Source organism: Paraglaciecola psychrophila 170, assembly GCF_000347635.1.
Classification (GTDB): Bacteria; Pseudomonadota; Gammaproteobacteria; order Enterobacterales; family Alteromonadaceae; genus Paraglaciecola; species Paraglaciecola psychrophila.
Window position 1 is genome coordinate 2,758,836 of record NC_020514.1, and the last position, 23,728, is coordinate 2,782,563.

At 38.6% G+C, this 23,728-nt stretch carries 15 protein-coding genes and 1 pseudogene; all 16 read right to left on the bottom strand.

The features are described from left to right. Nucleotides 1–26: 26 nt before the first annotated feature. The 16 genes and pseudogenes from uup to C427_RS12185 all read right to left on the bottom strand — a co-directional run bounded on the left by uup (nucleotide 27) and on the right by C427_RS12185 (nucleotide 23,699). The gene (gene uup, locus C427_RS12110; protein WP_007635643.1) at nucleotides 27–1,925 is read right to left on the bottom strand and encodes an ATP-binding cassette ATPase Uup; all 1,899 of its coding nucleotides are present in this window, start codon (nucleotides 1,923–1,925) and stop codon (nucleotides 27–29) included. Continuing rightward, nucleotides 1,922–2,155, bottom strand: coding sequence for a glutaredoxin family protein (locus C427_RS12115; RefSeq protein ID WP_007635646.1), 234 nt, complete (start codon nucleotides 2,153–2,155; stop codon nucleotides 1,922–1,924). Before C427_RS12115 ends, uup begins: the two co-directional genes overlap by 4 nt. Nucleotides 2,156–2,168: 13 nt before the next feature. After that, nucleotides 2,169–4,283, bottom strand: coding sequence for a bifunctional 23S rRNA (guanine(2069)-N(7))-methyltransferase RlmK/23S rRNA (guanine(2445)-N(2))-methyltransferase RlmL (gene rlmKL, locus C427_RS12120; RefSeq protein ID WP_081588969.1), 2,115 nt, complete (start codon nucleotides 4,281–4,283; stop codon nucleotides 2,169–2,171). 160 nt (nucleotides 4,284–4,443) lie between these two features. Next, nucleotides 4,444–4,956: a cell division protein ZapC domain-containing protein gene (locus C427_RS12125; protein ID WP_007635649.1), complete on the bottom strand. Its 513-nt coding sequence runs from the start codon at nucleotides 4,954–4,956 to the stop codon at nucleotides 4,444–4,446. Nucleotides 4,957–5,084: 128 nt separating this feature from the next. Then, complete coding sequence (gene pyrD, locus C427_RS12130) at nucleotides 5,085–6,092, bottom strand: quinone-dependent dihydroorotate dehydrogenase (protein WP_007635650.1); 1,008 nt, start codon at nucleotides 6,090–6,092, stop codon at nucleotides 5,085–5,087. Nucleotides 6,093–6,184: 92 nt separating this feature from the next. Further along, complete coding sequence (locus C427_RS12135; protein ID WP_007635651.1) at nucleotides 6,185–11,023, bottom strand: NAD-glutamate dehydrogenase; 4,839 nt, start codon at nucleotides 11,021–11,023, stop codon at nucleotides 6,185–6,187. 296 nt (nucleotides 11,024–11,319) lie between these two features. After that, the gene (locus C427_RS12140; RefSeq protein ID WP_034898686.1) at nucleotides 11,320–11,541 is read right to left on the bottom strand and encodes a DUF2835 family protein; all 222 of its coding nucleotides are present in this window, start codon (nucleotides 11,539–11,541) and stop codon (nucleotides 11,320–11,322) included. A 31-nt stretch (nucleotides 11,542–11,572) separates the two neighbouring features. Further along, a complete protein-coding gene (gene pepN / locus C427_RS12145; protein WP_007635652.1) occupies nucleotides 11,573–14,182 on the bottom strand; it encodes an aminopeptidase N in 2,610 nt (869 codons plus the stop codon). A 69-nt stretch (nucleotides 14,183–14,251) separates the two neighbouring features. Continuing rightward, a pseudogene (gene nhaC, locus C427_RS12150) lies at nucleotides 14,252–15,740 on the bottom strand (Na+/H+ antiporter NhaC). Nucleotides 15,741–15,793: 53 nt separating this feature from the next. Continuing rightward, nucleotides 15,794–17,131 carry a sodium-dependent transporter gene (locus tag C427_RS12155; protein WP_007635654.1) on the bottom strand — a complete coding sequence of 446 codons (1,338 nt, stop codon included), beginning with the start codon at nucleotides 17,129–17,131 and terminating at the stop codon, nucleotides 15,794–15,796. 69 nt (nucleotides 17,132–17,200) lie between these two features. After that, a complete protein-coding gene (prc, locus tag C427_RS12160; protein ID WP_007635656.1) occupies nucleotides 17,201–19,237 on the bottom strand; it encodes a carboxy terminal-processing peptidase in 2,037 nt (678 codons plus the stop codon). A 3-nt stretch (nucleotides 19,238–19,240) separates the two neighbouring features. Then, on the bottom strand, nucleotides 19,241–19,885 hold the full coding sequence (gene proQ / locus C427_RS12165) for an RNA chaperone ProQ (protein ID WP_007635658.1): 645 nt from the start codon (nucleotides 19,883–19,885) through the stop codon (nucleotides 19,241–19,243). A gap of 24 nt (nucleotides 19,886–19,909) precedes the next feature. Then, nucleotides 19,910–20,197, bottom strand: coding sequence for a hypothetical protein (locus tag C427_RS12170; protein WP_007635660.1), 288 nt, complete (start codon nucleotides 20,195–20,197; stop codon nucleotides 19,910–19,912). Then, on the bottom strand, nucleotides 20,197–20,694 hold the full coding sequence (locus C427_RS12175) for a GAF domain-containing protein (protein WP_007635662.1): 498 nt from the start codon (nucleotides 20,692–20,694) through the stop codon (nucleotides 20,197–20,199). The genes C427_RS12170 and C427_RS12175 overlap by 1 nt, the downstream gene beginning before the upstream one ends. Before the next feature lie 25 nt (nucleotides 20,695–20,719). After that, the gene (locus C427_RS12180; protein WP_007635664.1) at nucleotides 20,720–21,418 is read right to left on the bottom strand and encodes an SIMPL domain-containing protein; all 699 of its coding nucleotides are present in this window, start codon (nucleotides 21,416–21,418) and stop codon (nucleotides 20,720–20,722) included. Nucleotides 21,419–21,551: 133 nt separating this feature from the next. After that, nucleotides 21,552–23,699 carry a prolyl oligopeptidase family serine peptidase gene (locus tag C427_RS12185; RefSeq protein ID WP_007635665.1) on the bottom strand — a complete coding sequence of 716 codons (2,148 nt, stop codon included), beginning with the start codon at nucleotides 23,697–23,699 and terminating at the stop codon, nucleotides 21,552–21,554. Nucleotides 23,700–23,728: the final 29 nt, after the last annotated feature.

The following is a 23,728-nucleotide window of genomic DNA, read 5'->3' on the forward strand; positions in this document are numbered from 1 at the left end:
TAATGTCTATTTTTGGTTATCTTCTATTAGAACATACCTTCAATCTCATCCCACCTTTCATACGTAAGTTTTAGCGCTTTTTCTGATTCAGCTAAATCCGCAAGTACTGGGTCTGATTTTGACGCCTCTTGTGTAAAGAAATTTGGGTCGTTCACTAATTTCTGAAGACTTTCGACATGGAGCTCAAGAGTCTCAATTTTTAAAGGTAACGATTCTAATTCAAGTTGCAACTTATATGACAACTTTTTACCTTTTACCTCTGGCGAACTGCTTTTAGGACTATGTGATTGAGATTTAGTTGCAACTGGTGTGACTTTTTGTGTCAATTGCTGCGAGTACCAATCACTAATATCGGTGCACCCCCCTACAAACTCTCTTACTATGCCATTGCCTTCGAAGAAATAACTGGACGTAACCACATTATCAACAAATTCTCTATCGTGGCTAACCAAAATAACTGTGCCAGGGTAATTACATATAGTATCTTCCAACAATTCTAAGGTTTCTACATCTAAGTCATTTGTTGGTTCATCCAGAATAAGCATATTGCTTGGTCTTAACATCAACTTTGCTAACAACAAGCGATTCTTTTCACCGCCTGATAACGATTTAACAGGTGAATTCACTCTTTCAGGCGTAAACAAATAGTCTTGTAAATAACTCATGACATGTTTTGTCTTGCCATTTATGGTCACTTCTCGTCTTCCATCAGCAATTGCGTCAATGACTTTAAGCTCGCCATCTAACTGGTCACGATGCTGGTCAAAATATGCCACTTCAAGTTTTGAGCCTGACTTTACTTCACCCGATGTGGGTGATAATTGGCCTAGTAACAATTTTATTAAGGTACTTTTACCACAACCATTTGGACCAACCAAGGCTAATTTTTCGCCCCTTTGGATAGTCGTTGTAAGTGATTCAACAATCAGCTTGTCGGCAATAATGTAATGTAAATTCTCTGTTTCAAAAACAATCTTTCCAGAACTCTTCGATTCGCTAACGCTGACTTTCGCCGTCCCTAATTTGTTAGCTCTTTGCGAACGTTCTGTTCTTAATGCCTTAAGCGCACGTACTCGACCTTCGTTCCTCGTACGGCGGGCTTTTACACCTTGTCTTATCCATGTTTCTTCTATACTTAACTTCTTATCAAATAACGCATTCTGGGTTTCTTCAACTTCTAAGTCATGGGCTTTTTGATCAAGGTAGGCCTGATAATTTCCAGGATAACTGACTAAATTACCTCGATCTAAATCGATTATACGACTGGCGACTTTTCGAATAAACGCTCTGTCATGGCTAACAAATACCACCGCGCCAGCATATCCAAGAATGGCATCTTCAAGCCACTTGATCATATCAATATCAAGGTGGTTGGTAGGCTCATCTAATAAAAGAATATCTGGCTCACTCGCCATAGCTTTAGCTAAAGCCGCTTTTCTCCTCCAACCACCAGATAAATTGCTCAGTTGTTGATTTGGATCAAGCTGCAGCTTAGTCAAAACCTGCTGTATACGTTGTTCAAGCTGCCAGCCATTGTGGTGATCAAGTTGTTGTTGAAAGAACTCAAGTTTAGCCATATTGGCATCAGAGGGGTCTTCAGCAACCAAGTCAGCCGTATGAAAATAGCCTTTAAGATACTCCCCGACTTCGGCAAGCCCTTCTGCTACATAATCAAACAGACTGCATTCCACACTTGCAGGCGGGTCTTGTGGCAAACGAGAAATTTTTACTTCTTTGTTCACTAAACGTTGACCGTCGTCGAGCTTGATATCTGCTTCAATGACTTTGAGAAGAGTGGATTTTCCGCAACCATTGCGGCCTACTAGACATAATCTTTCACCGGGATGAATGACTAACTCTATACCATTTAGTAAAGGAGGATGACCAAGGATGATACTGGCATTTTTTAACTGCAATAAACTCAACGTAAAAACTCACCTAATTGAAAAGAATCGAATGGCCAAGGCAATTCACTTTGTATATCTTCGCGATACAAAACCGGAATTCGAGCACCATATAAATGGTACAAATCAGAGCTGGCACGCACATCCACTTTTTTAACGATGGACGCCGCACTTTTGTCTACTTTTTCAAGTAGACTCTCGGCTTGTTCGCAAAGGCTACAACCTTGGCCTGTATATAAAATTAAAACCACAACTTAACACACCCTATTGTTTAACTAGAGACCAACAGTGATGAATTTTAGGGTTACGTTGAAAATCTTCAGGCAAAGTTTGCTTAGAAATATCTTCAATATTCAATCCCAACGCAACCAATGCAGCTTCGTCTAACTTAAACTGGCGCAAGTTGTTCGAAAACAAAATTTCTCCACCAGGATTGAGGCATGTTAATGCGTCTGTAAGCAACGCAATATGGTCTCTTTGTACATCCCATGTTCCTTCCATTCGTTTTGAATTAGAGAAAGACGGGGGATCAATAAACATTAAATCATATTTACCATTGTGTCGGTTAAGCCATGTCAAACAGTCGGCTTGTATAAACTCATAAGCGCCAGTTAACTTATTGATTTTGAAATTCTCTTTTGCCCAATCAATATAAGTATTCGACATGTCAACAGTGGTCACAGATTTTGCACCACCTAAAGCAGCATGCACAGAGAAACTACCGGTGTAGGCAAACAAATTCAGAACGTCTTTAGACTTAGATTTCTGTTGGAATAATTGACGTGTCACTCTGTGATCTATAAATAACCCCGTATCCAAGTAATCATATAAATTGACTTGAAATTTAGCGCCGTTTTCAAACACTTCTACCGTTTCTTTACGCTCTGATACTTTCTGATATTGGTTTGTACCTTTTTGTTGCTCTCTGACTTTCAGAATAATCTTGTTAGAATTAATTCCTGTTACCTGAGGCAAAGCCATCATTACTTCTTGTACACGCCTTTTAGCCTTGTGTTCAGGTACATCTTTAGGTGCTGAATATTCCTGCACAACTAAGTAGTCTGCATATCTATCCACGGCAACATTATATTCAGGCAAATCAGCATCATAGATGCGATAACAATTAGTGTTTTGATTTTTTAACCATTTATTGGTTTTTACCAAATTTTTAGATAGGCGGTTAGAAAAATCATTATTGACCGTTTTATTCTCTCGTACCTGGCAATTTTTTTCATCCAATTCAAAGTTAACTAATAAACATTCCAATTTACCGTTCATTAATTTGTAATCTTTTTTAGCTGCTAATTTCATCTGTCGCAACAAGTCACGGTCAGATGTCAATAACGAAAGATGCCAAGTCTTAAATTCTTGTTTTAACCAACTCCCCCATTTCTGGAAAATTGGAATCAGTTGGGTAGTTTCGCTCAACCGTTCACCGTAAGGAGGGTTACTGACAATGTAACCACTAGGCAAATCTGCTGATGGTAAAGTACAGGCATCTTGTTGAGTAAATTTGATTAGGTCTACAACACCCGCTGATTCAGCATTTTCTCTGGCAACCGAAATTATCGAACTTTCAATATCATTTGCCCAAATAATACCGTTATGAGTCTGCCTGGCCTGTTCAGCATCTTGTATTAAATTGTCCCAGCTAGCCTTATCATGTTGTTTCCACGCATCAAATCCCCAGGACTCGCGTTTTAATCCTGGCGCGATATTGGTTGCCATCATAGCTGCTTCTATCGCAATGGTGCCAGAACCACACATAGGGTCTATCAATGGTGATTGCATATTCTTAGGCCATCCGCTTCTAATTAGCATGGCACAGGCTAAATGTTCTTTCACCGGCGCGATACCTGTTTTAGAGCGATAGTGCCTTTGATGTAAGCTTTGGCCGGTTAAATCGATATATACACCCAATATGCTCCGCCACATACGGGCTTGAATTCTAATGTCTGGAGATACTTTACTGACAGAAGGACGGACATCGAAAAAAGTCGAGAATTGGTCAACTATGGCATCTTTCACTCTTAACCCACCGAACTGGGTATTATTGATGCTTTGGTTAGTACCTGTAAAGTCAACCATAAATGTATCGTCTACACCAAAATGAGTTGGCCAGTTTGCTTGGTCAGTGACTTTGTATACATCGTCTGCAGTATTAACCTCACCCTCTGCAAGCTTGACTAATACTCGGTTTGCCAAGCGCGACCAAATACAGACTTTATATGCGTCAGCGAGTTCGCCGCTAAACAATACTTGTCCGGGTTTAGATTTTAGTGCCACGTCTGGGCATATCTCTGCTATTTCTTCTAATAGCAACCCGTCTAAGCCCTTAGACGTAGTAATTAAAAATTCGAAATTAGTTTCGGACGACATACATAGACTCATAGTGCGGCTCAGGATACTCATAATTTAAAACGGGCGCGATTATACGGTAAATGTCGACTAAGCGCATGTTTAATCGACATTTAAAAGAAGCGGATATTTATTGTTTACAGCAAGCCTTATCTAGAGATAATAAGAAACTTGAAAATAGTCATGCAGTCAGCTGGGAGCTGGTTTCGGCCAATAAGGGTTCAAGACGGTTTTTTGCTAACTTAATTAAATCAAACTGTCTTAGAAATTTGTTTTCATTCAGCTGTAGCTTCGAAGAGATCAACATGCAAGTGGCTAAATTGTGTTCATCGGTCAACACCAATACCACACCAGTATTAAATTTATTGACGACTCTGGCTAACCGGTGATGAAAACCGAAAGATTCTATTTCATCTAAAAACCAGCTTTTAGGTGACACCGGTTTGTGAAACATTGTCGCTGCAGTGGCATTGATTAAAATGTGCGTGAGTTGCGCATCTGAAAATTGGCCACCACTTGCAACTAAATGCTCAGCTAGTAATAGGTAACACTCCATATCAGATAAATTAAATAACTGCTGCGACTTTGGTAAATCTATAATCTGTTGTTGTCCGTATGCAGTTGTACACTGCCACTCTTCTCCCATAGACAACATGAGTTGTCTATTTTCAGAAAACCAATACCAATCTGACATGGGGTGCAGCATATAACTGAATAATCTCTGTTGTTAATCACCATTAAAAAAATAACATATGTTTTTAGCCTTTGGGCGTTTTTTTACCTTTTTAATTAGTCTAAAAGAAGCAGATCTTCGCAGGATCATTATATAGAATCCACGATCTCCCTGATCACTTTTGGCCCTTGGTAGATCAAAGATGTGTACAGTTGGATCAAATTTGATCCAGCGTTGATCCTGGCTTTTGCTGACTCAGCGGAATGAATACCCCCTACCCCTATAACCGTTATCCTACCTGCGATCGATTCGACCAGCTTCTCAGTCACAGCAAGGCTTTTAGCGTTTAGTACTGCGCCACTCAGACCTCCCATTTCTTCTGAATATTTCTGTCCTAGGACTTCGGTTCTATCTAGAGTAGTGTTGGTTGCAATAACGCCGTCGATCTGTGCGTTGATCAAGGAATTTGACATGTCGACAATTTCTTGGTCTGAAAGATCAGGTGCGATCTTTATGAGGATCGGTACATATTTAGCATACTGTGTGGCTAATAATTTTTGTTCATTCTTAAGACCTGCTAACAGCGCATCTAGAGCTTGCCCATGTTGTAAGTTCCGTAATCCTGGGGTGTTGGGTGAAGAGATATTAACGGTAATATAACTGGCATAGTTGTAAACTTTACGTAGGCAAATTAGGTAGTCATTCAGTGCCTGCTCTTCTGGTGTATCTTTATTTTTACCAATATTGATGCCTAAGATACCCGTGTATTTTGCGTTCTTAACGTTTTCAATTAAATTGTCTACTCCCTTATTATTAAAACCCATACGATTAATAATGGCCTGCCCTTTAGGTAATCGAAACATTCTAGGTTTGTCATTACCAAGTTGAGGTTTAGGGGTGACGGTTCCGATTTCAATATAACCAAAACCCATGGCTGCGAATGCATCAATGCATTCTCCGTTTTTATCTAAACCTGCGGCTAGTCCAACAGGATTTTTAAACGTTAACCCCAACGCTTGCACCGGTTTTTCAGCTAAGTTTTGTTTGTATACACAATTTAGAAGGTTGTGTTGAGTGCGCTTCAGCCAGTTAATAGTAAGGTCATGGCTCCACTCAGGATCTTGGGTGAACAATAATTTTTGAATGATGGAATACATAATTTCTCTTTAATCATAAAAAAGCCCTGGAACGTATTAACGAAAACCAGGGCATTGTTAAATATAAGGGCTAAAATAGATAAGCCCTATTGTCAGTTGTTGGCGTTGATGCACAGCAGCATTAACTCCCTAAGGGCAACTGAAAACTTAGCAAACTCATGTGTACTACTGGTTTTAAATTCAGACATCATATGATACCAGCGATCGAGTAGAACTTGGTTATTGAGCATCCAATTATTTAGAATTGATTCTGCGTCTTTATTCTTTGGATCGGATGCTAACAACACTGCAGTAATCGATCTTTGCTGCCAATCGAGCTCTTCGCGATACGAAGCCCGCGCTAATGCTTGCCAATGATTACTCACTGCTTGACCATCAATTTGAGACAAGAACCAATGTAATTCAAGTTTTGAACCTAATTTAAAGTATAAATTAGAGACCAGTTTTATATCGCGTTTATCAGATTCTGCAACTTGAGCTAAGTCCATACAAGGGAACATATTGCTAAGTGACGAAACGCGGTATGCAATTGAATCTGGTACACCAGCATTTTTCAGTGCACGGGTAGCGCTTTCAAGTTGTTCATATTCGCTTTCTACCAAATAATCCTGAATATTCGCGAACAAGTCATCGAAAGTAGAACGATAACTGTCAATTGAATCTTGAATACTTAAGGTCTTAATACCGTGACGCAGATACCATCTAGATGCACGACGTAAGGTTCTTCGCATGCTGTCGAGCATACGTAATTGCACTTCTGAGGATACTTTATTGTCTAAATTCTCGATCTCTTCCCACAAACTTTGCATCCCAAAAATGCCTTTAACTACAGAATAAGCTGTGGCTACCTCATCAACTCCAGCCCCTGTTTCTTCTTGGATCCTAAAGACATAGTTCATGCCCATATCGTTAATGATATTATTAGTTAATTTTGTAGCAATGATCTCGCTTCTAAGCGGGTGCAGCTGCATCTGCGCAGAAAAGTTTTCTTGAAGCTTTTTAGGGAAAGCTTCAATTAATAATTTTCCGTGATATGGATTATCAGTAATCGAAGCGACATTAAATTTCTCTTTCATAACCATTTTTCCATAAGCAATCAGTACTGATAACTCAGGTCTGGTTAAACCTGAAGACTTCGCTAGTCTTTCAGAAATCTCATCATCGGCAGGAATAAATTCTAGTTCTCTGTTTAAGTACCCTTCACGTTCTAAACCATGGATAAAACGTAACTGCTCTCTTAATTGACCTACTCCACCTAATGCAGAGATGGATATGGACTCGGTTTGACGGTAACAATCTTGAATAACCAACTCACCCACTTCATCCGTCATTTCATAAAGTATTTTGTTGCGTTGTTTAATCGTTAAATCACCCGCATTCACTAAAGAGTTAAGGAGAATCTTGATGTTAACTTCATTGTCTGAACAATCCACCCCACCCACATTATCAACAAAATCGGTGTTTACCTTACCTCCATTTGCTGCAAATTCTATACGTCCAAGTTGTGTTGCGCCTAAGTTTCCACCTTCACCAATTATTTTTGCCTGTAATTGATTACCATTAACTCGTACGTCATCATTGGCACGATCACCTACCTGAGCATGAGTTTCTTTGGTGCTTTTAAGATAAGTACCAATACCCCCATTCCAGAGTAAATCAACAGGCATTTTTAGAACGTTATGAATAAGTTCATTCGGTGTCATACTTTGCTGTTTAGTGCCCAGCCACTTTTTCATTTCTGGTGTTAGTTTAATTGATTTAGCCGAACGACTAAAAATATCTCCACCTTTTGAGATAAGCGTTCTGTCATAATCGTCCCAGCTCAGAGAAGGATTTTCAAATAATCGATTTCTTTCTTTATATGAGGTCTCAATATTTGGACTAGGGTCAAAAAAGATATGTAAATGGTTAAAAGCACAAATTAATTTAGTGTGTGAGGATAACAACATACCGTTTCCAAACACATCACCCGCCATATCGCCTATTGCGACACAACTAAAATCTGTAGTTTGACAATCTATATCCATTTCTCTGAAATGACGTTTAACAGATTCCCAGGCGCCTTTTGCGGTAATTCCCATTTTTTTATGGTCGTAACCAATACTGCCGCCAGAGGCAAACGCATCACCTAACCAAAAATTGAACTCGTCAGAAATACTGTTCGCAATATCTGAGAACGTTGCTGTTCCCTTATCTGCAGCTACAACCAAATAAGCGTCATCTTCATCTAACCTGACCACATCTTTTGGATGAACAACCTTACCTTCAACTATGTTATCGGTGATATCCAATAAGCTTCGGATGAATATTTTGTAACATTCTTGGCCTTCTTTTTGAAACGCTTCTCGGCCCTGATCCATAGGTAAGCTTTTACAAACAAATCCACCTTTGGCTCCAACTGGCACAATCACAGTATTTTTAACTTGTTGGGCTTTAACTAGGCCTAAAATTTCTGTTCTAAAATCTTCTTGTCTATCTGACCAACGTAATCCACCTCGTGCTACTTTGCCGCCTCTTAGATGGACACCTTCGACTCGAGGTGAGTATACAAAGATTTCAAATTTTGGTCGAGGTAATGGCATCTCTGGTATAAGTTCAGGTAACATTTTGTATGAAATATAAGGTTTTTGATTACCCAATTCATCTTTTTGATAAAAGTTGGTGCGAAGTGTGGCCAAAATCAAATCCAAGTAACGACGAATAATCCTGTCGTCATCTAAATTAGAAACGTTGTCTAATTGTTCTTTAATAGTGATAAGCGTTGTATCTTCAATCTTGCTACTACGCTTAACTTTTGGGTCAAATTTTTGATGAAATAATTGAACCAGCAAAGTAGCGATTTTTGGATAGTTTGCTAAGGTGTTTGCAATGTAATCACGACTAAAGGATGTACCTATTTGACGCATATATTTTGCGTAAGAACGCAAGATAGTTACATTCCTGCCAGTTAGCCCTGCACCTAAAACTAAACGGTTAAACGGGTCATCTTCTAAAGCCTTGTACCATACCTCTGAAAACGCTGTTTGAAACAACATCTGTGCTTGCCCCATATCCATATCATTACTGGTATTATGTAGCATCGAGAAATCCATGATCCAGTTAACTTTTTCTTCATTAGGACTTATCTTAAAAGGACTTTCATCTATGACACGTAAACCAAAATTTTCAAGCATAGGCAATACTGCAGACAAATGGATAGGCTCATTCTTATGAAATAGTTTTAACCTAACGGCTTTGCTTTCAGGCCCTTCCTCTTGAGGTCTGTAGAACAACATGTCTAAAGTATGTTCAGTATTGAGTAACTCGAGTTTTTCGATATCTACTAATGCAGCACTAGGCAAATTGTATTCTTTATAACTGCTAGGAAAGGCATTGACATATCTCTGTTCAAGTCTTTTACCTTTAGCTTCGCCATGATTATTACGAATAGTGTTGGCTAATCTGTCATCCCAGCTTTTATTCAATTCGATGATGTTTTTTTCGATATCCTTCACATTATATTCCGCGTTATTGTTTTTCACTCTGGCAATGTAATGCGTTCTCGCATATACAGACTCTGAAAAATAAGTGGTAAATTCAACCTCTTCTTCACTAGCAAATGATTTTTTTAACAGTACCTGAGTGTCTTTTCGCAACTGAGTGTTGTAGCGCTCTCTAGGTACAAACACCATGCATGACACAAAACGGCCGAACACATCCTTGCGTGCAAATAGTCTAGAAATACCTCGCTCTTGCATTTGAAAAATGCCTAATACAATCTTTCCGAGTTCTTTTACACTGCCTTGCAATAATTCATCTCGAGGATAGGTTTCAATAATATTTAGAAATGCTTTATGTCCATGTGAGCCAGGATCAAAACCAGACAATTCAGAAATCGCATCAATTTTTTCCTGTAATACGGGTAATTGTGTTGCACTGCTATTATAAAATGAAGCTGAATATAATCCGATAAATCGGTCTTCACCGATAACTTTACCTGCTTCATCAAAACGCTTAATGCCTACGTAATCTAAATAAGCAGGTCGATGAACTCTAGAGCGTGAATTAGTTTTAGTTAGCATTAATGGATTTTTACTTAATGCTTCTTCTCTAGCTGAAGGGGGAATATTCGACAAAATTCTATCACGATTAGTTTTTGAGTTTTTCATTAAGCCTAGACTGGAATCATTATCGGCTACCCAACGGTAATCCCCTTTTATCCCTTTGGCACTATACGAACGGTATCCCATTAATGTGAAATTATGATCATTAAGCCATGCCAAAAATGTTTCAGTTTGTTTTTTTTGCTCTACCGAAATGGGACAGTAACTGGTTTTAAATTCCTCAATAATAGTGCGTAAACGGGTTCGCATAGGTTGCCAATCTTGCACAGCCATAGAAACATCATTCACCACTGACATCAGCTCATCCTTAAGTTGCTCTAAAGCAAGTTTTGATGTTTGTCGGTCTACCTCAATCAGGAATACAGTTTGTCTGAGAACTTCTTTCTTTTTATTATTTGAATTTTCAAAGGAAACAAATGTATGTTGTTCATCTCGCATCAGTCCAATAGGACAATGCAATAACAAGTGCGCTGTTATTCCCATTTTATTCAGTGCCATTCGCACTGAATCCACTAAAAATGGCATATCCGTAACAATGATTTCTACGATAGTATGCGTTGATTGCCAACCATGTTTACTGATGGCTGGATTAAAAGCGCGAATAAATGGTGCATCACCTTGATAATCCACAAACTGATTCCACAAACTCAAGGTTGCACCATACAGGTTGTCCTCAGTGCGATTATCTAAATCATCATGAGCAATATTCTTGAAGAGTATTTTGGAGAAATTTGTGACCTGTTCAATTCGATCAGGCGCGACCTTTTTATTAATTAGTTGATAGACATTTTCAAGTAGAACTGAATGTTGGTTATCTGCAACCGTCATGTTTTTACCTATTATTTATAACTTGTTAGTAGTAGGAAAATTTATAGTTACCGAGCAGGCTAACCTTATTGATATTAGCCATACTAGATTAGACAAAAGACTGACATATATACAGTTTTTTGTATTTTATCTCTTATTCTCGCTAATATAATCACGCAATAAAAGACTTATATTTACTTAGTTTTAACAAAATTCATAGGTATGCATATTGAGCGCATAAAAAAGACCCATATGGGCCTTTAAGGTATCAATTCATTAAATACTTATGCAAATTATTTTTACAAGCATTTGGGAAGTTATGTAATTTTTTCAAAACTCATAATTTTGTTATTTTCATCAATCATCAATCTAAATCTACCTTTGATTCCAATTGGACTGACGTGAAGTCGTAAGTTTCTGACGGGCAATTGGATACTTTTGCCGTTGTCATCTCTAATGATAACGCTATTGATGCCGGGAATATAAAGTCGCTCGCACAAGTCGTATTTGAGCGACAAGGTAAAATAAAAAGTCTGCATTTTTATGTTCTTAGTCTACGCTCAATGGCCTCTAGGGCAAACTTTTGGATATTTTCTCAAATAAGTCTTTACTCAACCCCTTTGTATCACCGATACGCATAAGTTGAAGCTGCATAAGTTGTTGCCTAGTTTTATCGACTTTTTGCCACTGTATTAAAGGTGTGATAATACGAGCTGCAATTTGGGGGTTAACCTCGTTTAATTTGATCAGATAATCAGCTACAAATTTATACCCGGTACCATCGATATTGTGAAATCCAGCCACATTAAAAAAACAAAAGGTGCCGATTAACGCTCGAACCCTATTTGGATTATTAATAGTGAATCGGCTGTGCCCCATCAATATGCTAATTCGAGCAAGTATATCTGAACGATCGGTATTAGCATGTAACGCAAACCATTTATCTAAGACTAGTGGGTCAGCATGCCATTTTTGCTCAAAGGCTAACATCAGTCTTTCAAATAAGTCCAAGTCGCCTAATTGTGCTGCTCCTAATACGCCAAGGGAGTCAGTCATATTATCTGCGTTATTAAATTGCTGAGTGAGTAATTGTTCAACATCAGGTTGTGCAGACAACGTTAAATACTTTAACGCAAGATTCTGCATTTTTCTTTGTTCTACTTGCTGAGACTGATAAGCATAAGGTTGTTTTTCAAAAGCCGAATAATGGCTCAACCAGTTTGCTTGAAATGTTTGCGCTAATGCCTTAAATAATTGTTTTCTTGATTGATTTAATGCGTCAATATTGACTGTGTCCAATTGTTGAAACAAAGTTTCAAAACTAGGTAAGGTCAGTATTTCAGCTTTTAATGCCAACGATATATCCTTAGACTCGATGATGGGTTCAAACATCGCGATTGTTTCAGCGATTGATGTTGTTTGCTGCAGTTCGGTTTTACCCGCTAAATTATGGATACAATTACTAAATAATTGTTGCCCTGCATCCCAACGAGCAAATTCATCAGGAGAGCCTAACATAACATTGCCTAACTGCTGCTGGGTGTAAGGATAATCCACTTTAACAGGCGCACTAAAACCATGAAGCAATGAGGGGATAGGCTTTGACTCAACGTTGTAAAATTCTAAACATTGTTGGGTCTCGTTTAACTCTAAAGTCAATTGCTGTTGATCAGTATCCCCCAAGTTTAAAGATTCAAGTTTATCGTTCAACAGACTAAATTGAATCGGAATGACCAAATTCTGTTTTTCTTTTTGTTCAAAAGTAGCAATATGCTTCTGTTCAAAGGCAATTCGATAAATTTTTGAAATCGCATCATAAGTGTCAGTAACCACAATTTGAGGGGTACCCGATTGGCTATACCAACGCCTAAATTGTGATAAATCTTTATCATTGGCATCTTCCATGGCTTGCACAAAATCATCGCAAGTCACCGCTTGCCCATCAAATCGCTTAAAGTACAGTTTGATACCTGCTAAAAAACCTGTCTTACTCAACAGTGTAAATAACATTCTGATTACTTCAGAGCCTTTGTCGTAGACTGTCACAGTATAGAAGTTATTCATTTCTATCACTTCATCAGGTCTGATAGGATGCGACATAGCACTTGCATCTTCGGCAAACTGACGTTCTCGAATAACTTTGACATTTTGAATACGGTTAACAATAGGCGAAGACATGTCAGCACTGAATTGCTGATCACGAAACACAGTTAACCCTTCTTTTAAACTCAATTGAAACCAATCACGGCAAGTCACTCTGTTGCCAGTCCAGTTATGGAAGTATTCATGTGCGATAACAGCTTCAATATTAAAATAATCTTCATCAGTAGCGGTTTGTGCATCGGCTAACACAAATTTACTGTTAAATACGTTAAGCCCTTTATTTTCCATGGCCCCCATATTAAAAAAGTCGACAGCAACTATCATGTAAATATCCAGGTCGTACTCAAGACCGAATTCAGTTTCGTCCCATTTCATGGCCTTTTTAAGTGAGTCAAGTGCGTGTTGTCCTCGACCAAGCATACCTTTATCAACAAATAATTCTAAGGCTATAGTTCTACCTGACTGAGTAACAAACTTGTCCTCCAAAAGATCAAAATCACCCGCCACTAAGGCAAATAAGTAGCAAGGTTTTTTAAAAGGATCTGACCATTTTATCCAGTGTTTACCATCACTTAAATCACCCGAGTCGACCTTGTTACCATTAGAAAGTAAAAAGGGAAAATTAACTTTGTCAGCGATAATTTTAACATCATAGGTTGCAAGTACATCAGGTCTGTCTAGAAAATAAGTGATTTTCCTAAAACCTTCCGCCTCACATTGAGTGCAATACGCGCCAGCTTGAAGGTATAAACCCTCTAAACTAGAGTTATCCTTGGGATTAATAATACTTTCAATACGTAATTCAAATGTATCAGTATCAATATCAATTGTAAGTGATGTATCTGTTTGCTGATAATCAGCAGCCTCAGTGCCATTTATACACACTGAAGATAATTGAATACCTTCGCCATCTAAGATAAGAGGTTTATTATGTGATCCGTTTCTGGTGACCTTTGAAATACAAATCACTTTTGTGGTTGTTTCAATCAAGGTGAATTCTAGATCTACGTGATCAATTAAGAAGTCAGGCTGACGGTAGTCGGCGCGTTTTTTTACTGCAGGTATAATAGTGGACATCATATCCTCAAAAATGAACAAGATTTAACAGGAGATACTAGACTTGCTGGCAAACAACAAGTCTGCATATTAAACTTTTGTTGGTAATGGTTCCTGATCAAGTTCAGGAATAGGTATACGTAAGATTTTAATACCTAGGTAAGCATAAATAATAGCTAACACTGGGTTAATCAAATTAAAAAAGGTATAGAAAATATAATCTAACGGGTTGACGGCCAATACACCGTGCATGTAAACACCACAAGTGTTCCATGGGATCAGTGGAGACGTCAAGGTACCGCCATCTTCTAAACTACGGGATAAATTCAATTGATGTAATCCACGCTTTTCGAACTCATTTTTATACATTCTGCCAGGCATCACAATTGCCATATATTGGTCAGCAGTAATAATATTAGTGCCAATACAGGTTAAAATAGTCCGAGTGATCATATCACCAGCCGACGTAGCGCCTTTCAAAAATGCACTTACTGCTCTTTTAAGCAGCCCCACTCTTTCTAATACTGCACCAAAGGTCATGGCACACATAATTAACCATATAGTATTCAGCATGCTCGACATTCCACCGCGACTTAATAAATCGTTTAACGTATCGCTGGGAGTTGAGAAAGATACACCATCAAACAGTGCAGTCCATACCACAACGATTGAACCTCGAAGTGCGCTTACCCCCTCCCCGGCTAAGCTTGCAATAACTTCAGGTTGGAATATCGCAGCCCATATGCCACCTAATAATGCTCCTATGGCTACTGCTGGAAATGCAGGTACTTTCTTTATAGCCATAGTTAACAGTACCAACAAAGGAATCAACATATGCAAACCTAAATTGAACTCTTTTTGCAACAAACTTTGCATCTCTTTGATGCCACTGGATGATTCAGGTACATCTGCTCCTAAACCAATCACTACAAATAAAATAAGGGTAATTACAATACTGGGTATTGTTGTCCACAGCATGTATTGGATATGTTCAAACAAATTTGTACCTGCTATAGCAGGTGCCAAATTAGTCGTTTCTGAAAGTGGTGATATTTTATCACCGAAATAAGCGCCTGAAATTATGGCACCTGCGGTGATTGCATCTGACATGCCCATACCGATTGACACGCCCATCAGAGCGACTCCCACCGTCGCCGCTGTAGTCCATGAACTACCAATACTCATGGCGACTATGGCACAAATAAGGCAACTGGCGGCGTAAAACATTGAAGGGTTCAACAGGTCTAAGCCATAATAAATAAGGGTTGGAACGGTACCCGCTAACATCCAAGTACCAATTAATGAGCCAACAGCCAACAGCCAACAGGATAAGAATGGCACCTAACGAACGAGAAATTCCTTTGATAATGCCTTGCTCAATATCGTCCCAACTGTAACCATTTTTTAGGCCAATAATAGCTGCAATGCCCATGGCGACCAATAAGGCAATTTGGTTTGGGCCAAAAGAAGAATTATCTTCAAACAAATATACTGAACCACCTAACAGAGTGATTAAGATTACAATAGGAATAAGTGCATCAGATAACGATGCTTCTATTTTAGGTTTTTCAATGGTCATAAATAATTACTATCCTGAAAGATCAAAACGAAGTTGAAAACGATGAAACGGAACTAAGCCGTTATTGAACGATAAAACATAATAGCGATAACCACAGGACATACAAAACGCACATACCAAGGCCAAATCTTCCAGAATATACTGTGCTCTACCTGTTGATTCCCATGTTTTAGTTCGGCTAATATTTGATCACGTTTCCATACCCATCCAGCAAATATACATAACACTAATCCAAGTAAAGGTTGACTATACTTAGTGGTTAAGTCAATGACGAATCCAAATAAGCTCCCCATATTAAATGCTATAGTTGAACTGATTATAAATACCAAAAGCGTTAAAGCCCATACTGCCGGTTTTCTTTCTATGCCTTTACTTTCAACAACATAAGCAACAGGAACTTCGAGCATGGATATTGAAGACGTTAAAGCAGCTATTATCATTAATGCAAAAAACACAAACGCTACATATACTCCTACGGTACCCATTGTTTCAAATAATGAAGGTAAAACCGCAAAAATCAAATTGGGACCTTCAATTAAAGCTCCACTATCAGAAAATATTTTCACACCATTGTGCAGCGCGACATACATTGCAGGGATAATTAGCATTCCAGCCAAAATAGCAACGCCAATATCAACTAATGCAACTGAAGCACCAAGAGTAGGTAAGTTTTCTTTCTTACTGACATAAGAACCGTATACCAACATGGTACCAACCCCTAAAGACATGGAGAAGAAGGCCTGTCCCATGGCGCTTATTAGCAAATCAGGATCCATAATCAAACTAAAATTGGGTAGCAAGTAAGCTTTCCACCCCTCTACCGCACCATCTAATGTAGATACATAAATAATCAACAGAACAATAATAATAAAGAGAGCGGGCATTAAACGAACTGACCACAATTCAATACCTTGTTTCACCCCTCCAGTAACAATACTAGCGGTTAAACAAAGAAAGATGCCGCAAAAAAGAATATCCCGAGTGTAAGAAGATGAGACTAACCAGGTTGAAATAGCATCTTGCCCTAGCATATCGCTGATAGTTTGCAAGAAGTGAGATAACATCCACCCCGCGACTAATGCATAAAAAGAAAGAATTAATGAAACAGTAACAAATCCCCACACACCGGTTGCTCGACCGATATTACTGCCTGATATTTTGCCTAATGCATCGACCATATTTGAACGAGTATAGCGACCTATTATTAATTCAGCCATCAGCACCGGATAAGCTAGAAGAAAAGCTAACACAATATAGACCAGCACAAATGCTGCGCCACCGTTACTGGCAACTTGGGTTGGGAACCCCCAAATATTACCTAATCCTACCGCCGAGCCAGCGGCAGCCAGCACAAATCCCATTCGGGATGAAAATTCTCCACGTGCAGCCATGTGTAGCCCTTCTTATTATTTTTATTATTATTGAATCGTTAAGGGCTGCATATAGCAGCCCTTTGTTTATTATTTTTTGTTATTAATGGCGTATTTGCCCATAGTCAATACGTCATAAGTAATATTCGCCGCTTCCTCTAAAAACGGATCAACGGTCTCTAGTTCCTCCGGTAAGTCATCCAAGTTGTCAACTTTCTCTAAACCGAGACGAACCAGACGTTCATTAGTGCGCATAAGATTACGTTCTTCTATTTCAGTTTTTTCTTTAAGACGTTCTGTTTCAACTAAAGAAATCGTTTTATCTTCCTTTTTAATTTTGTAACGCTCTACATCTTCATATATATAATTGAATTCTTTCTTAATCCTTTGGTTATGCAAATCGGTTAGACCTTTAACAGTATTTTTATTTTCGCCAAAAGTAGTGTAATTGGCTCTTGCAATGCTGTCCCAAGGGAGGGCATTTTCTTCTTGGCTTTCTCCCCAATCGGCATGATCTATTACAGATGGGAACAAAATATCTGGAATAACACCTTTATGCTGAGTGCTGCCGCCATTTATCCGATAAAACTTGGCAATAGTAAACTGCACACTACCCAATGGATTTTCGTACAAGTCATAAATACGGCCTAAAGGTCGGTGCTGCTGCACAGTGCCTTTTCCGAAGGTCTGTTCACCTAATATTAAAGCGCGATTATAATCCTGCATAGCGGCCGCAAATATTTCTGAAGCAGATGCACTGTAACGGTCAACCAATACAGTCAGTGGGCCATCATAGAACACTTTACCATCAACGTCTTTTTCAAGTCGAATTCGTCCAGCGCCATCACGAATTTGTACCACAGGGCCTTTATCTATAAACAAGCCTGAAAGTAGAGTTGATTCTGTTAATGACCCCCCGCCGTTGCCACGCAAATCAACAATAATGCCGCGTACGCCTTGTTCATTTAAACTGTCAATTTCTTTTTCAACGTCTTTGTGTAAGTTGTTATAAAAAGAAGGAATTGAGATAACACCTAATTTTTGGTCTTTATTTGGACCATCATTGGGGATATAAACTTCAGATTTTGCAGCTCTATCTTCTAATTTTATTTTATCTCGGGTAAGTGTAACCACTACTGGCACTGAAGTTTCAGATGACCCTTTAACAACTTGTAATTTTACAATGCTACCTTTTGGCCCTTTGATCAGTTCTACGACTTCATCTAAACGCCAACCAATAACATCAACAAATTCATCATCCGCTTGGGCAACACCAACAATCTTATCCTCAGGCTTAATATTGTTAGATAAATCTGCTGGACCGCCAGGCACAACACTGCGAATGGTAGTGAAATCATCTTCGCTGAGTAATACTGCCCCTATACCTTCAAAAGAGAGATTCATTTCCATCTGGAAACGTTCTGCATTGCGTGGCGATAGATAGCTAGTGTGAGCTTCAATACTGCGGGCAAACGAATTCATAACCGTTTGAAAAACATCTTCGCTAGACGTTTGAGTTAGGCGTTTGATCGCACGCTGATAGCGTTTAGTCAACAACTCTTGGGTTTTAAGCCAATCTTTACCGGCTAACTTTAAATTAAGCGCGTCATATTTGACTCTTTGACGCCATAGTTCGTCTAATTCGCTATTATTTTTAGCCCACGGTGCTTCTTCACGATCATAGGTAAACGTGTCATTGGGTAATTCAAAGTTAAATTCTTTATCTAACAAGCTTAAAGCGTATTCATATCTCTCAGTACGACGTTGCATATTAAGCTGGTAAATTTCATAAGCAATACTTAAGTTACCCCGCTCAATCGCATCATCAAACTTGACTCTGTAGGCAGAGAAACGCTTAATGTCTTCAGCACTAAAAACATTACGATTGAAATCTAAAGAACGAATGAAGCGATCAAATATTTTGCTCGACAACTCATCGTCTAAATCAATTTGTTTATAGTGGGCGCGTAGAAATTGCGAGGTCACTCTTTTTGCCGACGCTACGTGTTGCGACTCTTGGGTCAATTTGGGTAAGTCTTTAACACCCAAACTACTCTCTATTGCTATAGAGCCATAACTCATCACCAATAAAGCTGATGCCACAGATATTCGAATTGATTTAATCATTTATTACCTCTTTGAACGAGCCAACCTCAAGTTTTCCAATTGAACTTTGACCACCATTCCAGTATCTAGTTGCACCTGAATACCATCTTTACTGACATCAGTAATAGTTGCAGGCATCGGGCTCTTGCCAATCTTAACGGTCACAGAAGTTCCTGCGACAATATGTTCTTGCTCTAATCTTTCAGCGGGTGGTTGCTTAACCTTGACTTGCTCTTTAATCACTACCTTAGAAGTAGGTTTAAATTTAGGGGCTTCTTTCTTTTTGTAACTAGGTTTTACATCAGCACCGGCAGCTTTCAGCTCTTTACGCTGTTCTGCAACTTTGGCTTTGCTTTCATCAAGTTGCTTTTTAGCGTGTTCGACGTGTTCATCCTCAATAGCAGCTACATCTTTGCCATCTAAATCAATACGCTGCGCACCTTTTTTGATGCTGTGTAGGTAACGCCAACTGTTAGTGTAGTGTCTTAATGATGATCGAAGTAGCGTTTTGCTAACTCGATCATCATTCTCTAAACGCTCAGCTAAATCTTGAAAAACACCTATCTTTAAAGGTTTAGCATCACCTTTATTACTAAAACAAGCGGGGAATTGATCAACTAAAAAGCCAATGACTTCTTTGCTGTTTGAAAATTTTTGTGGATTGTCCATTCAGTCTTCTAGTTAGTTAGTGTGTTAACGGGGTTCTTGGTGCTCATCATCCCAAGTTGCTAGAAGCTGGTCAACCCAGTCATACAAATCATCTTCATCTATATCAAGTAAATGCGCATCTTCTCGCCAATTTTCCCAAATATATTGGATCATGTTCTCTAAAGAGGTGGAATTTATGTCTTCATGTGCCTTATCGTAAAGCATATGAAGAATAGTATTCATCCTATCCGTTGCTTCACTCGCCCTCTCATCCCAAAAATCCATGTCTTCAACAGTGGCTAGCACAACTTGAATATCTATTGTATGTTTCACTAAACAACTCCCCTAGTTTCTTCTTCGTCTGCATTGTATAAAGTTGTTTGCAATATTTCTACGATCTGGCTCAACCCTGTTTTATCCTCAAGATCAAATCGTCTTATATTTGGGCTATCTATATCCAATACTGCGACGATGTGATTATTATGGCGGATCGGCAACACTATTTCTGAATTAGATGCGGCATCACAAGCAATGTGACCAGAAAATTGATGCACGTCGTCAATCAATTGAATGCAGTTTTCTGATACTGAGGTTCCGCACACACCTTTTCCGATTGGGATACGAATACAAGCGGGTTGTCCGTGAAATGGTCCAAGAACTAATTGCCCTTCTTTTACTAAATAAAACCCAGCCCAATTGACGTTATCTAAACCCCAATAAAGAATCGCACTAATATTCGCCATATTGGCGACAAAATCACTTTCTCCAGCAACTATTGCTTCTATCTGTTGAGCCAATTCTGAATAGTGTTGCTGCTTGTTTTCTGCCATTAATCTAACCCTAATTAAAATGTAACTAATTATGACTTTCTTTTAGAGCAAAAATAACTTTTACCCTAGCTTGTGTCGTCATTTCTCCGGGTTGGTAGCTTTCAGATGCCTGTAACTGTCGCATACCCATCGCTTTTGGCGCGACGTCTCCTGTTGATTGCTCAGATATGGATATTACACCCGCTAATTTCAAGCCCAGCACGTTAGCCATATCGGTGGCGCGCTGCTTTGCATTTAACAATGAATGTTTTAATGCGCCTCGATAATTTTCATCAGCTTGACTGTTTGTGAAACTAAATTCATTAATGTGACTGACACCTAGACTCAATACCGCGTCTATAGATTGTTCGTATTGGGTTAAGGTTTTCAAGGTGACTGTAGCTTGTCTGGTTAATATAAAACCCTTTTGCTCGCGTTTATTATCATTGTATTCAACCCAAGGATTAAACTGTACTTGTAATGATTGAATTGCCTTTTTATCGACTCCGATCTTCATTAAAGCCTGTACCACATAATTTGTTTTTTCGACGATTGCCTTGTTTAATTCTGATGCCACTCTACCTTTTTGTTCAATTGACAAACTAAAACTAAAGCGATCGGGAACACTAAGTATGTTACCCACTCCTGAGACTTCAATTGTTCTATGTTGTTGCTCATTGGTATGGTCTTTAGCGCTGGCACTGCCAATCATTAACGTGAACAAAAATAAAAAACATAAACGCATATATAACCTCGATAAACAGACATTTTTGAATCAATTTCAATTATGATGCATTCGCAGCTATGAACATAGAATGAATCAATTTAAGCTACTGTTATTGTAATGGCGACTTCATAACTAAGCTGCCATAAGGATATTAATCCATTAATTTTTGAGATAAAAAAGTATATTCTAAAGCGGTTCTATTTGCTCTTTCTTGAAGATTAGCCGACGCTGAATGTCCTCCATCAATATTTTCATAATATTCAAAATCATGACCGTGCTTTTCTAACAGGTAAGCCATCTTTCTTGCATGAGCAGGATGCACTCTATCGTCTTTGGTAGAGGTAACAAACATAATTGAAGGGTAGTCACCCTTTGGGTCAATGTTATGCACCGGCGATATCTTTTCTAAAAATGCGCGTTCATTAGCGACATCAGGGCTACCATATTCATCAACCCAGGAAGCCCCTGCTAGTAATTTGTGATAACGCAACATATCCAACAAAGGTACCTGGCAGATAACTGCATTCCATAGGTCTGGCCTTTGAATGTACATAACTCCCATTAACAGACCACCATTAGACCCACCCATTATGCCTAGGCGTTTAGATGAAGTGATTTTTTTATGGATGATATCTTCACCCACAGCAATCATGTCGTCAAAAATAACCTGACGTTTAGTTTTAAGACCTGCTTGATGCCAATTTGGACCAAATTCTCCACCACCACGAATATTTGCCAATACATAAACGCCGCCTTGTTCGAGCCAGTTTTTACCAAGTAACCCTGAATAACTAGGTTTAAGTGACACCTGAAAGCCACCATAAGCATATTGCAATGTAGGGTTTGTGCCATCAAATTGAATGTCTTTATGTCTGACTACAAAATAGGGAATTTTTTCACCGTTTTTTGAACTGGCTTCAAATTGTTCAACTATAATATTTGACGCATCAAAACGGGCTGGAATAGATTTAATCGCAATAATATCTATATTTTTTATATCAACTTTAAATAAGGTATCAGGCGCCACAAAACTTTCTTGATTAATAAAAATGATATCGCTATCAATATTAGCTGATGAAACAGACATTGAACCGTTTTCAGGCATCGCCAATTTTATATGTGACCATTTTTTATCAAAATCATAAATATATACATTACTGACTACATTTTCTAACAAGGTTAAAACTAATTTATTACTTGTAATCGACACACTATCAATAGTGGCTCGTTCCTCAGGATGATAAACTAATTGTAAGTTTTTTATTTCTTGCTTTTGCAGCCAATGCTCTAAATCAAAGGACACCAGATCGCCACTATTAAAAGCTTGTTTTATACCTTGTGGAGACCATTCTTGCTTGAGTGACAACACAAGTTGCCCTTTGAAAACACCTTGCACGGCTACTTTTTTAGGTAAAGGTAATTGAACCGCATCACTTCCGTCATCAGGAAGCCAAAAATATAACGATTCAAAAAATGTGACGGAGCGCACCGCTATACTCAAATTTTTGTCACCAAATTTAATAGTAACAGGCCATACACCTACATCTGTTTTTTCGCCTTCAAATATTTGTTTTGCTTGTGAAAGTGCCTGCCCTCTTTGTAATGACTTGATAATATAAGGGTAGCCACTTTCAGTTAGAGAGTCTTCACCCCAGTTAGTGGCAATATTGATATTATCAATATCCTTCCAACTCACACCGGTTTTCGATTCTGGTATAAAAAATCCATTCTCAACAAAAGATTGTTTGGAGTGGTCCCACTCACGTATTTCGACAGAGTCTTTTCCACCATCAGAAAGGGATAATAGGCAACGGTCGTAATCACTCTCCAAACATTGTGTACCTTTGAACACCCAATTTTTATCTTCTGATGTAGAAAGGTTATCAATGCTTAACAAGTCTTGCCATTTAGGATGAAGCTTTGTGTATTCATCTATAGTGGTTCTTCGCAACATGCCTCGAACCTGATTTTCGTCTTGCCAAAAGTTGTAAACAAAACCACCTCGGAAAGTGCCATAAGGGATTTTATCTTTGGCATTGACTATCTCTAATCCAGAATCAAGATACTGAGCATAACGTTTATCAGCCGTCAGCTTATCTAAAGTCACTTTATTCCAAGCATTCACCTTATCTAAAGCTTGCTTACCTTCTACTTCTTCTAACCACAAGGGGGGTTCTGCGACGGTTTCTGTCATAGGTAGACTTTGTTCCAATTTATTACGTTGTTCTTCGGGGTGACTACAACCGGTAACAATAAACGTGCTGGCGATAGTCATAAATGTTAAAAAGTTCAGTGTCAATTTTTGACCTTTTAAAACGCTGATTATTG

Excerpts from the sequence above, each read along its gene's own strand:
- rlmKL (WP_081588969.1), bottom strand. The coding sequence starts at position 4,283 with ATGTCGTCCGAAACTAATTTCGAATTTTTAATTACTACGTCTAAGGGC.
- C427_RS12125 (WP_007635649.1), bottom strand. The coding sequence starts at position 4,956 with ATGTCAGATTGGTATTGGTTTTCTGAAAATAGACAACTCATGTTGTCT.
- pyrD (WP_007635650.1), bottom strand. The coding sequence starts at position 6,092 with ATGTATTCCATCATTCAAAAATTATTGTTCACCCAAGATCCTGAGTGG.
- C427_RS12135 (WP_007635651.1), bottom strand. The coding sequence starts at position 11,023 with ATGACGGTTGCAGATAACCAACATTCAGTTCTACTTGAAAATGTCTAT.
- C427_RS12140 (WP_034898686.1), bottom strand. The coding sequence starts at position 11,541 with ATGCAGACTTTTTATTTTACCTTGTCGCTCAAATACGACTTGTGCGAG.
- pepN (WP_007635652.1), bottom strand. The coding sequence starts at position 14,182 with ATGTCCACTATTATACCTGCAGTAAAAAAACGCGCCGACTACCGTCAG.
- C427_RS12155 (WP_007635654.1), bottom strand. The coding sequence starts at position 17,131 with ATGGCTGCACGTGGAGAATTTTCATCCCGAATGGGATTTGTGCTGGCT.
- prc (WP_007635656.1), bottom strand. The coding sequence starts at position 19,237 with ATGATTAAATCAATTCGAATATCTGTGGCATCAGCTTTATTGGTGATG.
- proQ (WP_007635658.1), bottom strand. The coding sequence starts at position 19,885 with ATGGACAATCCACAAAAATTTTCAAACAGCAAAGAAGTCATTGGCTTT.
- C427_RS12175 (WP_007635662.1), bottom strand. The coding sequence starts at position 20,694 with ATGGCAGAAAACAAGCAGCAACACTATTCAGAATTGGCTCAACAGATA.
- C427_RS12180 (WP_007635664.1), bottom strand. The coding sequence starts at position 21,418 with ATGCGTTTATGTTTTTTATTTTTGTTCACGTTAATGATTGGCAGTGCC.